Raw genomic sequence first — 13,028 nt, 5'->3', positions numbered from 1 at the left:
GGTACGCCGGTCACCGTCGTCAACCTCACCGGCGCCTGGGCGATCTCTGCCGGTAGCTACCACAGCCTGGCGCGCTTGTCCGGCGGCACTCTCAAAGCCTGGGGTCGCAACGACGCTGGGCAGCTCGGCGACGGCAGCACCACCGACAGTGGCACCCCCATCACCGTGCGCACCGGCATCGGCATCATCACCCGCATCGCCGCGGGAGGTTTCAGCCTGGCGGCCTGAGGCCCACGCGGGAGCTCCCGGCCGCGCGGCGACTGTGGCTCGAAACCTGGGCCGCCCGGCTCGCCCTGACACCCCTGACAGCGGCTGCTGACGCCGCGAACGGCCCCTGAACTGGCCTTCTGTGCAGGTCAGGGGTCATAGCCCTACGGAACCCTCTGAACTTCCTCAACTCTGCTTTGGCCGCGGAGAGGGCGGGGCATCTCTCCGGCACGCACCAAGCGAGGCGCCCACGGGGGGTCGCTTCGGGGGAATCGGAAGGAGGGTGACGCCATGATCATCGGCATCATCCTGATTTGCTGCTTGGTCCTGATCGCGAGCCTCGTGGCCGTCGGCCGCAGCCGTCGGCGGGCCGCGGTACGGCTGGGGGGCCACGGCGGGGGACGCCGTTCGTCGCGAGGCGGCGGCTACAGCGGCTCCCACTCCAGCTCCAGCTCCGGCGACAACAGCTGGTGGGCCGCCGGCGGCGCGGTCGGCGTCGGTGACGGTGGCTCGGGGTCGTCCGACAGCGGCGGCAACGGAGGCGGCGACGGCGGGGGTCATGGGGGTGGTCACTCCTGCGGGGGCGGCGGCTCGTCCTGCGGGGGTGGCGGCGGGGGTGGATGCGGGGGAGGCAGCTGACACGGGGCAGCTGAGCTCCACCCGCATCACCCATGCATCACCCCCTGCATCACCCATGCACTGCCCATGCATCACGTGCATTCGTCGTGCATTCGTCGTGCATGTCATATGCCCGCCGGGAACCGCTCCCGGCGGGCATTTCCGTGCTCCGGCGCACGCCCCACCCGCCCCGGCGCACGCCGAGGTTGAACAGTTGAGCTGTGGAGCCCTCGGAAGTATGGAAACCCCACGAAGTTGGGTAAAAACACTGTGGCGGCGCCACAGTTCATGATTCCCTCTAAATCACCAACGCGGCTCCTCGGACGTCCCGCGGACACCCTCCCTGACACTCCGACCGGGACACTCCGACTGAGCCGACCGGGCCGAATCCCTCGGTGCCGACCGGGGCGCGCCGGACCCACACCTCCCTTTCTTTGCGTGCTAGCGGAGCCGATCCATGCTCACGACTCTGAACACCTCCTACACCGACACGCGCGCGGCCGACCTCGCCTGGGCCCTGGGGCGCGAGCCGCTTCCCGCACTGGCCACGCTCGACCTCGAACTGGCCGGATCCAAGCTCCAGTTGAGACTCCTCGGCGCGTCCCACCAGGTGCTCCTGGAGGAGGAACGGGGCATTTGTTCGGAGACGGTGGCGTGCATCCCGGGCAGCAGCACGCCCCTCCCGCTCGGCGTGGCCAAGCGCGTCGGCGACTGGGAGTACGAGTTCGCCGCCCGTGTGGAGGCCCTCTCTCCGGGCCAGTTCGCGGGCCGCGCCCAGGAGTTGCTGGCACTGGTCGCCGACCATCCGAACGGACTCGCGGGCGTCTTCCCCGGCAGCCCGCACGCCTTTACGGCGATGCTGGCCCAGCGCCACGAAGGGCAGGTGCACTGGCGGACCTGGCACGCCTACCCGCAGGACGGGCACTTGGTGGCCACGCGGACGCGGGTGGGAGTGCGGGTACGGACGGGGACGGATCGACTCGGCCCACGCCAGGCGCAACAAGCACAAGAAGCGCAACAAGCACAGGAAGCACAACAAGCGCAACAGGTGCAACAGACACATCAGCTACAGCTGACACAACAGGCACAGCCCCAGGGCGACGGCACTTCAAACGCCCCGCGCCGGATTGACCCGGAGTTCCACACGTGTGGGTGACGAAGCGTGCCACGGCAGTGACGTAACGTCGCAGCGTGATCGAACCGCACGCGCCCGCCCCGCCCGGCTCCGCGCCGACCTGGGCGGGCCCCGCGCGGCTGCCCGTCCGCCCCGGCACGGGCCGGTTCTTCGTCCTCGCCTGCGTCTTTGTGTGCGCGGCCTGCGGACTGGTGTACGAACTCGAACTCGTCGCCCTCGCCTCGTACTTGATCGGCGACTCGGTCACCCAGGCCTCCGTCGTGCTGTCCGTCATGGTCTTCGCGATGGGCATCGGCTCGCTCGCCGCGAAGCGGCTGCGTCGGCTCGCCGCGGCCGCCTTCGGCGCGGTGGAGGCGGCACTCGCCCTCGTCGGCGGGTGCAGTGCGATGGCGCTGTACGCCGTGTTCGCCTGGACCGGCGCCTGGGGCGGCCTGTGGGCGGGCGGCCCCCGCTGCCTCCTGGTCGCCTTCTCCCTCGCGATCGGCCTGCTGATCGGCGCCGAGGTCCCGCTATTGATGGAGCTGATCCAGCGCATCAGGCGCCAGGACGCGGGCGGCGCGGTCGCGGACCTGTTCGCCGCGGACTACGTGGGCGCGCTGGTCGGTGGCCTGGCCTTTCCCTTCCTCCTGCTGCCGTTCCTGGGCCAGTTGACCGGCGCGCTGCTCACCGGCACGGTCAACGCGATCGCCGGCGGCGTGCTCGTCCTGTGCCTGTTCCGCCGCGACCTGACCCGCCGCGCGCGCTGGCTCCTGCTGCTCGCCAACGTCGCCGTCCTCGCGATCCTCGCCACGGCCGCCGTACTCGTCGACGACTTCGAACGGGCCGCACGGCACGCGGTGTACGGCGAGGACGTACGGGTGGCCCTGCTGACCGACGTCCAGGAGGTCGTCCTCACCGGCGGCACCGACGGCCGTCCCCTCGACCTCTTCCTCGACGGCCGGCTCAGGGTCAGCGGCCGCGACGAATACCGCTACCACGAGGCACTGGTCCACCCCGCGATGAACGGCCCCCACGCGCGCGTGCTCGTCCTCGGCGGCGGCGACGGACTGGCCGCCCGGGAGGTGCTGCGCCATCCGGGCGTGCGCCGCGTGGACGTCGTCGAGCTCGACGAGGCGGTCGTACGGCTGGCCCGCCAGGACCCGGCGCTGGCCGCGCTGAACGGTCATGTGTACGGCGACGCGCGCGTGCACGTGACGACGGCGGACGCCTTCGGCCGGCTGCGCGGGGCACCGTCGCAGAAGTCGCAGAAGTCGCAGAAGTCGCAGAAGCCGAAGAAGTCGGAGAGGTACGACGTGGTGATCGCGGACCTGCCCGATCCGGGCATCACGGCGAGCACGAAGCTGTACTCGCAGGAGTTCTACGGCCTGGCACGGCGGGTGCTGGCGGCCGACGGTCGCCTGGTGGTGCACGCCGGCCCGGTCTCCTCCCGCCCGCGCGTGTTCTGGACGGTGGAGACGACGATCCGGGCGGCCGGCCTGCACACCGCGCCCTACCGCGTCGGCGGCGGCGACTCCGGCTTCGCGGCGGGCCCCGACCGCTCCGCCGACGGGTCGCGGGCCGCGCACGACTGGGGGTTCGTCCTTGCGGCATCCGGCGAGCGCCCGCCGCTGCGCCTGGATCCGGCGGGCCCGCCGCCACGGACACTGACGCAGACCTCCCTGACGGCGGACGCGCGGGCGGCGGCCGCTCTGCGGATCAGGGGGTTGCCGGTGTCGACATTGGTGCATCCGCGGTACTGATGCGGTACCGGTGAGGTACTCATGCTGTCTGCCACGAGCGGTCACTTTCGACCAACGGGGGTGCACGACGGCGCCCACTGGGTAGGCTCCGCTGCTATGGAGCATGAGGTGTTCGTTCCGGTTCCGGCCGAGCGGCTCAGGGAGGCGCTGGCCGACCCCGCGCTGGTCGCCCGGGCGGTGCCCGGGCTCCAGCAGGACGCGGGCGCCGAGCCCGTCACAGGGCGGCTGAAGGTGCGCGTCGGCAGCCACTCCATCACCTATCGCGGCTCCGTGCGCGTGACCGGCCGGGACGACGGTACGTACGCCTTCGAGGGCGACGCCACCGAGGCCCGCGGCACCGGCTCCGTGAAACTCGCCCTCACGGTCTCCCTCCGGGACACGGACGGCGGCTGCACACTCACCTTCGACGGAACGGCCCCCGCGGACGGCCGCGTCACGGAACTGCCGCCGGAGGCGGTCGCCTCGGCCACGACCCGGCTGCTGACCCGCTTCGCGGAGAACCTCGGGGCCGCCACGGTGGACGAGGAGCGATCGGGGGGAGGGGAGCAGGAGACGCCGGAGGCCGAATCCGAGCCCCCGAAGGTCCCGGATACCCCCGAGGCCCCCGACCCCGACCCCGACCTCGACTCCGCCTCCGCCTCCGCCTCCGAGACCGAGATTCCCCCGCCGCCCCCCACCGAAGACCTCACCGAAGACCTCACCGAGGACACCTCCGAAGACCTCACCGAGGACTTCCCCGAGGCCCCCGAACCTCCCGCCGAGGCGGCGCACGCGCGGCGGACGATGATCGGGCGCAGCGCGGAAGAGGTGGACCACGCGCCCCCGCGAGGCCGCTACGCGCCCGTCCCCGCACCGCACACCATCGCCCCCAACCAGACGCTCCGCTGGGCGGCACCGGCGGCGGCCCTGGCCCTCGCGTCGGCGATCGTCGTGGGCAGGGCGTTGCGCAGACGTCGTTGAAACTCCCACGACCTCGTTGTATCTCCCACGACCTTGTTGAACTCCCGCACGACTGCCCGCGGCTGCGCCCAGTAGGGTCATCCCGTGAGTAACGAAGACATCACGCTGACCGCGGGCGACGCGGAAGTGACCGTACAGCCGGGCAACGGCGGCCGGGTGGGAGGGCTCCGCGTCGGCGGGACCGAACTCCTCCGCCAGGGCGACCGCTTCGGTTGCTTCCCGATGGTGCCCTGGTGCGGCCGGATCAGGGACGGCCGGTTCCGGGACGGCGCGACCGTCCACCAGATGCCGCTCAACTCCCCTCCGCACGCCATCCACGGCACCGCCCGCGACGGCGCCTGGCGTACCGCCCGCCGCTCCACCGACGAGGCGGTCATCACGTACGACCTCGTCGACCCCTGGCCCCACCCCGGCCGGATCACCCAGGCCGTCGCCCTCACCGAGGACGCCCTGACGCTCACCATGTCCGTGGAGACGTACGACTCCTCCTTCCCGGCCCAGATCGGCTGGCACCCGTGGTTCAACCGGACCATCGGGGGAGCGCCGGTACAGCTCGACTTCGACCCCGCCTGGCAGGAGGAGCGTGGCGCCGACCACCTGCCCACCGGCAACCGCCTCGACCCGAAGCCCGGCCCCTGGGACGACTGCTTCGGCATGCCGGGCGGTGTCGACGTCACCCTCACCTGGCCGGGGCAGCTGGAGCTGAAGGTGGCCAGTCGCGAGGAGTGGGTCGTGGTGTACGACGAGCAGGAGGCCGCCGTGTGCGTGGAACCGCAGACCGGCCCGCCCAACGGCCTCAACACGCATCCCCGCCTGGTCACGCCGCTGGAGCCGCTGGAGGCCTCCACCACCTGGACCTGGCGGAGTCTGCGGACTGTCTAAGCTGACAGGCATGACGGACGTACGCGGCGCGCTGCTGCAGCAGATCAAGGACAAGGCCGTGGTGCACGGCAAGGTGACCCTGTCGTCGGGTCTCGAGGCCGACTACTACGTCGACCTGCGACGCGTCACCCTCGACGGGGAGGCCGCTCCGCTGGTCGGGCAGGTGCTGCTCGACCTGACCGCCGACCTGGAGTTCGACGCGGTGGGCGGGCTGACCATGGGCGCTGATCCGGTGGCCGCGTCCATGCTGCATGCCGCCGCCGCGCGCGGGAAGAAGCTGGACGCCTTCGTCGTACGGAAGGCGGCCAAGGCGCACGGCTTGCAGCGGCGGGTCGAGGGGCCCGAGATCGCCGGCCGTCGGGTGCTCGTCGTCGAGGACACCTCCACCACCGGCGGCTCCCCGCTCACCGCGGTGGAGGCCGTGCGCGAGGCCGGTGCCGAGGTGGTCGCCGTCGCGACGATCGTCGACCGGGCGACCGGTGCCGCCGAGAAGATCCAGGAGGGTGCGGGGGTGCCGTACCTCTTCGCGTACTCGAAGGACGAGCTGGGCCTGGACTGAGCCCGGCCAGAGTCTGGGCTGACCGCAGCATGGACCATCCGGCCAAGTCTGGAAAGATGGGACCGACGATGACGTCACACCCCAGGTCTAGGTCAGGGCCGCCGTAAGCACGCAGAGCACGCAGTACGCCAACCCGCACACCCAAGGAGCGGACGAATGCCCATCGCAACCCCCGAGGTCTACAACGAGATGCTCGACCGGGCGAAGGCAGGCAAGTTCGCCTACCCGGCCATCAACGTGACCTCGTCCCAGACCCTGCACGCTGCGCTGCGCGGCTTCGCGGAGGCGGAGAGCGACGGCATCATCCAGATCTCCACCGGCGGTGCCGAGTTCCTGGGCGGCCAGCACAGCAAGGAGATGGTGATCGGCGCGGTCGCCCTGGCCGAGTTCGCGCACATCGTCGCCAAGAAGTACGACATCACGGTCGCCCTGCACACCGACCACTGCCCGAAAGACAAGCTCGACGGGTACGTACGGCCCCTGCTGGCCGTCTCCGAGGAGCGCGTCAAGGCCGGGCAGAACCCGCTGTTCCAGTCGCACATGTGGGACGGCTCGGCGGAGACCCTCGCCGACAACCTCTCCATCGGTCAGGAACTGCTGGCCCGCGCCGCCGCCGCGAAGATCATCCTCGAGGTGGAGATCACCCCGACCGGCGGTGAGGAGGACGGCGTCAGCCACGAGATCAACGACAACCTGTACACGACGGTCGACGACGCGATCCGTACGGCCGAGGCGCTGGGCCTGGGCGAGAAGGGCCGCTACCTGCTGGCGGCGTCGTTCGGCAACGTGCACGGCGTGTACAAGCCGGGCAACGTCGTGCTCCGCCCCGAGCTGCTCAAGGAGCTGAACGAGGGCGTCGGCGCCAAGTACGGCAAGGCCTCCCCCTTCGACTTCGTCTTCCACGGCGGTTCCGGCTCCACGGCGGAGGAGATCGCGACCGCGCTGGAGAACGGCGTCGTCAAGATGAACCTGGACACCGACACCCAGTACGCCTTCACCCGTCCGGTCGCGGACCACATGTTCCGCAACTACGACGGCGTCCTGAAGGTCGACGGCGAGGTCGGCAACAAGAAGACGTACGACCCGCGCACCTGGGGCAAGCTGGCCGAGGCGAGCATGGCCCAGCGCGTCACGGAGGCCTGCGCGAACCTGCGGTCCACCGGCACCAGGATCAAGTAGTAGCCGGAGCTGCCGGGACTTCTGGATCCTCCGGGTCCTCCGGGTCTTCCTGAGCTTTAGGGTCTTCCGGATCCTCCAATCTTCCGGATCTTCACAGTGAGCCCGGTGCTACGGCACCGGGTTCGTTGTATACCTGGGCCATGCCCGATGTCCGGCTGGCCTCGCCGCAAGGCAAGTGGATCCTGCTCACCACCATCCTCGGCTCCAGCATGGCTTTGCTGGACTCGACCGTCGTCAATGTCGCCCTGCCCCGCATCGGCCGCGACCTCGACGCCGACCTCGCCGCCCTTCAGTGGACGGTCAACGCGTACATGCTGACGCTGGCCAGTCTGATCCTGCTGGGCGGTTCCCTGGGCGACCGGTTCGGGCGCCGCAAGATCTTCGTCGTCGGGGTGGTGTGGTTCGCGGCCGCATCGCTGCTGTGCGGCATCGCTCCGAACGCCGGGGTCCTCATCGCCGCCCGGGCCCTCCAAGGGGTCGGGGGTGCGCTGCTGACGCCGGGCTCCCTCGCGATCATCCAGGCCTCCTTCCATCCCGACGACCGGGGCAGGGCCGTCGGCCTGTGGTCCGGGTTCGGCGGTGTCGGGGCGGCGGTCGGGCCGTTCGTGGGCGGCTGGCTGGTGGACGGTCCCGGCTGGCGCTGGGTGTTCCTGCTCAACGTTCCGCTGGCCCTGGTGTGCGCGCCGATCGCCGTACGGCATGTCCCCGAGTCGGGCGACGGACGTGTCCACACCCGCTTCGACGTGCTCGGCGCGGTGCTGGGCGCGGTGGCGCTGGCCCTGATCACGTACGCGCTGATCGAGGCCCGGAGCGGGTCCCTGGTCGTGGCGGTCACCGCCGTCGCCGGGCTCGCCGCCGCCGTGGCCTTCGTCCGTGTCGAGCGGAGCCGGGCCGATCCGATGATGCCGCTCGACATCTTCGCGTCCCGCCAGTTCACCGCCGTCAACCTCGTCACGCTGTGCGTGTACGCGGCCTTCGGCGGCTTCTTCTTCCTCGCCGCGGTCCAGCTCCAGGTCGTCGTCGGCTACTCGGCCCTCGGCGCCGGTACGGCACTGCTGCCGACGACCGCGCTGATGCTGCTGCTGTCGGCCCGCTCCGGTGAGCTGGGGGAGCGGATCGGGCCGCGCATCCCGCTCACCGTGGGGCCGCTGCTGTGTGCCGCCGGGATGCTGCTGATGCTGCGGGTCGGGCCCGACGCCTCCTACCTCGCCGACGTGCTGCCCGCGCTGCTGGTCCTGGGCCTGGGCATGGTCACGCTGGTCGCACCGCTGACGGCGACGGTGCTGGGCTCCGTGGGCACCGCGCGGGCCGGTATCGCGAGCGGGATCAACAACGCGGCGGCCCGGGCGGCGGGCCTGATCTCGGTGGCGGCGTTGCCGTTGCTGACCGGGATGGGGGAGGAGGCGTACCGGTCGGCGGGCGCCTTCGACGAGGCGTTCGGGCGCTCGATGGTGGTGTGCGCCGGGGTACTGGTGGTGGGGTCGGTCGTCGCCTTCACGACGGTGCGGAGGCCTCCGGCGGACTGCCGGCGGCCGGAGTGCCGGACGCACGGGTCGGTCACGGCACCGCCGCTGGAGGGGGAGCGGGCGCGGAAGCGGCTCGCTTAGCCGTCGGTCGGCCCTCGGTCAGCCCTCGGTGGCTGCTGTTCGTGATTGTGTCGTCCGTGGTCCCCGACCGAGCGCGCGAATGGAGGAGACTGGGAGACATGTCCATTCACGAAAACCTCCTCGGGGGACCGCCCCCGACCCACCTCCCCGACGACCCGGAACCACGGGAGCTGCTGGCCAACGGCACCTCTCCCGCCGATGTCGCCGCGAAGTACCCGACCTCCTCGCTGGCCTGGGCCCAGCTGGCCGACGACGCGTTCGAGCGGGGCAGTGTCGTGGAGTCGTACGCCTATGCGCGTACGGGATACCACCGCGGCCTGGACTCCCTGCGCCGCAACGGATGGAAGGGCCACGGACCGGTCCCCTGGGAGCACGAGCCGAACCGTGGCTTCCTGCGCGCCCTGCACGCCCTCGCCCGCGCCGCGCAGACGATCGGCGAGCAGGAGGAGTACGAGCGCTGCTCGCAGTTCCTGAAGGACTCCTCGCCGGTGGCGGCCCAGACCCTGGGCTAGTAGCCGCCGTATAGCCGTATAGCTGGACAGCCGTATAGCCGTACAGCCGTAGACCTGTGGGCCCGCCTGAGGTGATCAGGCGGGCCTTGCGTTTTCGGGGGACGGCTGCGCAGGATGCCAGGTGGGGACCGGGGCCCCCGTGTCGGTAACGGCAGGGGCGGACCGCTACCCGGAGTACACAACAGGAGACAGCGATGTCCCAGAAGGCTCACGTGGATCACGTGGATCACGAGCCCGAGACTCCGCATCTCGACTTCGCGGGCACGACGCCGTACGAGGACTACGTCAAGGCGGACGTGCTCACCCACCTCCAGCACACCCTCTCCGACGACCCCGGAGAGATGGTCTTCCTGGTCACGACCCAGGTGATGGAGCTGTGGTTCACCGTCATCGTCCACGAGTGGGAGACCGCCGCGCGGGCCCTGCGCTCCGATGACGTGCCGATGGCTGTCGCCGCGCTGAAGCGTTCCGTACGGGAGCTGGAGGCTTTGAACGCCTCCTGGAAGCCGCTCGGCCAGCTCACTCCGGCCCAGTTCAACGCGTACCGTTCCGCCCTCGGCGAGGGCTCCGGGTTCCAGTCGGCGATGTACCGGCGCATGGAGTTCCTGCTGGGCGAGAAGTCCGCGTCCATGCTGGTCCCGCACCGGGGCGCGCCGCGCGTCCACGCGGAGCTGGAGAAGGCGCTGCACGAGCCGAGCCTGTACGACGAGGTGCTGCGGCTGCTCGCGCGGCGCGGGCACGCGATCCCGGAGGCGGTGCTTCAGCGGGACGTCTCGCGTCGCTACGAGCCGTCCGAGGAGGTCGAGGCCGCCTGGACCGCTCTCTACTCCGGTGACGAGAGTGACCAACTAGCCCGGCTCGGCGAGGCGTTGACCGACGTGGCCGAGCTGGTGTGGCGCTGGCGCAACGACCATCTCGTCGCCACCCGGCGGGCGATGGGCGCCAAGTCCGGCACGGGCGGCTCCGCCGGGGTGGCCTGGCTGGAGAAGCGCGCGCAGAAGAACGTGTTTCCCGAGCTGTGGACGGCGCGGTCCCATGTCTGAACTGGGTATGCGGGCGGAGAAGCTGGACGCGGCCGACGAACTGGCGGGCGTGCGCGCGCGGTTCGTGCTCGACGCTGTGTCCGATCATGCGGCTGGCGCCGCGGGCGTGTACCTGGACGGGAACTCGCTGGGCGCGCTGCCCGCGAACGTCCCGGGGCGTCTCGACGACGTCGTACGCCGCCAGTGGGGTGCGCTGCGCATCCGTTCCTGGGAGGAGAGCGGCTGGTGGACGGCGCCCGAGCGGATCGGTGACCGGATCGCTCCGCTGGTCGGTGCGGCGGCCGGGCAGATCGTGGTGGGCGACTCCACAAGTGTCAATGTCTTCAAGGCGGTTGTGGGTGCGGTACGGCTGGCGGGTGAGGGGCGCGATGAGATCCTCGTCGACGCGACGACCTTCCCCACCGACGGGTACATAGCCGAGTCCGCGGCCCGGATGACCGGGTGCGCTCTGCGGCCGGTGACGCCGGCGGAGGTGCCGGAGGCGCTGGGCGACCGTACGGCCGCCGTCCTGCTGAACCACGTCGACTACCGCACCGGGCGGTTGCACGACCTGCCGGGACTCACCTCCGCCGTGCGCGCGGCGGGCGCGGTCGCCGTCTGGGACCTGTGCCACAGCGCGGGCGCCCTGCCCGTCGGGCTCGACGCGCACGGCGTCGATCTGGCGGTCGGCTGCACCTACAAGTACCTGAACGGTGGCCCGGGTTCACCGGCGTACCTGTACGTACGCGCCGACCTCCAGGACCGCTTCGACTCCCCGCTGCCCGGCTGGAACTCCCACGCCGAGCCCTTCGGCATGCGGCCCGACTACACACCGGCCGCCGGAGCGCCGCGCGGACGCGTCGGCACGCCCGACATCCTGTCCATGCTCGCCCTGGAAGCGGCCCTGGAGGTGTGGGACGGCGTCCCGATCGAGGCGGTGCGGGCCAAGTCCCTCGCCCTGACGGACTTCTTCCTGGAGTGCGTGGCACAGTACGTTCCGCCGGGCCGGGTGGAGTCGTTGACGCCGGATGCGCATGAGGAGCGGGGCAGCCAGGTGGCGTTGCGGTGTGCGGACGCCGGGCAGGTCATGAAGCGGCTGATCGAGCGCGGGGTGGTCGGGGACTTCCGGCACCCGGACGTGCTGCGCTTCGGCTTCACCCCGCTCTACGTCGGGTTCGCGGATGTGGAGCGGGCGGCTCGGGTGCTGGCGGAGACGCTTCGGGGGGAGACACTGGGGGGCTGACGAGCTGGGCGATCCTCACCGAGCGTGACATCCCCCGTGTCTGCGCACGTCATGGGCCTGGTAGCGTCCCGGCAACGGCCGCATTCTCTCCTGGTCCGCCAGATCCGCCGGTCCGTCAAATCCGTTCCGTCGCTGAGAGGTTGGAGCATGCCGGACGACCCCGCAGCCCGCGATGCCGCAGCTGCCCGTTCCAACGCCGAGGAGGAGTCGGCCTTCTCGCACCCGACGGTCACCCCCGACGCCACCGCGGCGTACGGCGATCACCCCGACCAGGTGATCGACTTCCACGCCCCGTACGGCGAGGCCGGCCCGGGCGGTCTCGCTCCGCTGGTCGTCGTGCTGCACGGGGGCGCCTGGCGTGCGCCGTACGACCGCCGCCACATCTCGCCGTTCGCGGAGTACCTGGCCCGTCGGGGGTTCGCGGTGGCGAGCGTGGAGTATCGGCGTGGGGGCGATGGCGAGGACACGGGTGGGAGCGGGGGTACTGGGGCCGGTGAGGCCGCGGGGGGCAGCGGCGTTACTGGCGGCAGCGGGGGCCCTGGCAGCAGCGGAGGCAGCGGGGGTGCGGCCGGGCCGGTCGCGGGTCGTTGGCCGGACACCTTCGACGATGTCGCCGCCGCGCTGGACGCGCTCCCCGCGCTCGTCCGCGAGATCCTCCCGCAGACCGACGCCCGCCGCATGGTGGTCACCGGCCACTCGGCGGGCGGCCACCTCGCCCTGTGGGCGGCGGCCCGGCACCTGCTGCCCGCCGACGCCCCCTGGCGCATCGACCGCCCGGCCCCGCTGCGCGGCGTGGTCGCCCTCGCCCCGATCGCCGACTTCACGGTCGCCGACAAGCTGGACGTGTGCGCGGGCGCCTGCCGCCAACTGCTGGGCGGTGAGGAGGAGTTCACCGAGCGTCAGCCGTACGCCGACCCGGCGCTGCTGCTCCCCACCGGCATCGCGACCACGCTCGTCCAGGGCCGCGCCGACATCGTCGTCCCGCAGGCCGTCGCCGAGTCGTATGCCGACGCGGCGGCGAAGGCCGGCGAGGTGGTGGGCCTGACGCTCCTGGAGGACGTCGGCCACTTCCCGCTGATCGACCCGGCGGCGGACGCGTGCGCGGTGGTGGCGGAGGAGATCGCGCAGTTGGCGTGGTGAGGGGCCGTTGACCGCCGGTGACTCATCCCGGTCGTACCCGTAATACCTGAGAGCTACGACGCAGGTGAGCTCCCTGGCGTGACGCGGACGACCTGCACGGATCCGTAACTTCCCATCCAGACAGGCCCGATGGCCGGGCGGACTGGGAGGGACGACGACCGTGGGACGTGAAACGGGGGATACGACCTCGGGGGCCGGGACCGCCGAGGCTGTGGCGGCTGGGGG

At 71.4% G+C, this 13,028-nt stretch carries 11 protein-coding genes and 2 pseudogenes; all 13 read left to right on the top strand.

What is annotated here, in order from left to right:
* Positions 1 to 228, top strand: a pseudogene (locus AB0I77_RS44320) (hypothetical protein); the annotation flags it as partial.
* Positions 229 to 498: 270 nt separating this feature from the next.
* Positions 499 to 846 (top strand): hypothetical protein, encoded by a 348-nt coding sequence (locus tag AB0I77_RS44315; RefSeq protein ID WP_363288565.1) that lies wholly within the window; start codon positions 499 to 501, stop codon positions 844 to 846.
* A 436-nt stretch (positions 847 to 1,282) separates the two neighbouring features.
* A pseudogene (locus AB0I77_RS44310) lies at positions 1,283 to 1,786 on the top strand (DUF2617 family protein); the annotation flags it as partial.
* 230 nt (positions 1,787 to 2,016) lie between these two features.
* On the top strand, positions 2,017 to 3,699 hold the full coding sequence (locus tag AB0I77_RS44305) for a polyamine aminopropyltransferase (RefSeq protein ID WP_363288564.1): 1,683 nt from the start codon (positions 2,017 to 2,019) through the stop codon (positions 3,697 to 3,699).
* A 96-nt stretch (positions 3,700 to 3,795) separates the two neighbouring features.
* Positions 3,796 to 4,659: an SRPBCC family protein gene (locus tag AB0I77_RS44300; RefSeq protein WP_363288563.1), complete on the top strand. Its 864-nt coding sequence runs from the start codon at positions 3,796 to 3,798 to the stop codon at positions 4,657 to 4,659.
* A gap of 84 nt (positions 4,660 to 4,743) precedes the next feature.
* Positions 4,744 to 5,541: an aldose 1-epimerase gene (locus AB0I77_RS44295; protein ID WP_363288562.1), complete on the top strand. Its 798-nt coding sequence runs from the start codon at positions 4,744 to 4,746 to the stop codon at positions 5,539 to 5,541.
* Between the two features lie 10 nt (positions 5,542 to 5,551).
* On the top strand, positions 5,552 to 6,100 hold the full coding sequence (gene pyrE, locus AB0I77_RS44290) for an orotate phosphoribosyltransferase (protein ID WP_363288561.1): 549 nt from the start codon (positions 5,552 to 5,554) through the stop codon (positions 6,098 to 6,100).
* Positions 6,101 to 6,256: 156 nt separating this feature from the next.
* Positions 6,257 to 7,279: a class II fructose-bisphosphate aldolase gene (gene fbaA, locus AB0I77_RS44285; protein WP_363288560.1), complete on the top strand. Its 1,023-nt coding sequence runs from the start codon at positions 6,257 to 6,259 to the stop codon at positions 7,277 to 7,279.
* Between the two features lie 140 nt (positions 7,280 to 7,419).
* Positions 7,420 to 8,886: an MFS transporter gene (locus tag AB0I77_RS44280; RefSeq protein ID WP_363288559.1), complete on the top strand. Its 1,467-nt coding sequence runs from the start codon at positions 7,420 to 7,422 to the stop codon at positions 8,884 to 8,886.
* Positions 8,887 to 8,984: 98 nt separating this feature from the next.
* Positions 8,985 to 9,398, top strand: a complete 414-nt coding sequence (locus tag AB0I77_RS44275) for a DUF3151 domain-containing protein (RefSeq protein ID WP_363288558.1) — start codon at positions 8,985 to 8,987, stop codon at positions 9,396 to 9,398.
* 194 nt (positions 9,399 to 9,592) lie between these two features.
* Positions 9,593 to 10,441, top strand: coding sequence for a tryptophan 2,3-dioxygenase family protein (locus AB0I77_RS44270; RefSeq protein WP_363288557.1), 849 nt, complete (start codon positions 9,593 to 9,595; stop codon positions 10,439 to 10,441).
* Positions 10,434 to 11,663 carry a kynureninase gene (kynU, locus tag AB0I77_RS44265; RefSeq protein WP_363288556.1) on the top strand — a complete coding sequence of 410 codons (1,230 nt, stop codon included), beginning with the start codon at positions 10,434 to 10,436 and terminating at the stop codon, positions 11,661 to 11,663. Before AB0I77_RS44270 ends, kynU begins: the two co-directional genes overlap by 8 nt.
* Positions 11,664 to 11,810: 147 nt before the next feature.
* Positions 11,811 to 12,803 carry an alpha/beta hydrolase gene (locus tag AB0I77_RS44260; protein ID WP_363288555.1) on the top strand — a complete coding sequence of 331 codons (993 nt, stop codon included), beginning with the start codon at positions 11,811 to 11,813 and terminating at the stop codon, positions 12,801 to 12,803.
* The last annotated feature ends 225 nt before the right edge of the window (positions 12,804 to 13,028 follow it).

The organism is Streptomyces sp. NPDC050619 (genome assembly GCF_040654815.1).
In the GTDB taxonomy this organism is placed as follows: Bacteria; Actinomycetota; Actinomycetes; order Streptomycetales; family Streptomycetaceae; genus Streptomyces.
Note: the sequence above shows the minus strand (reverse complement) of the source record. Positions and strands in the feature narration are given on the sequence as shown.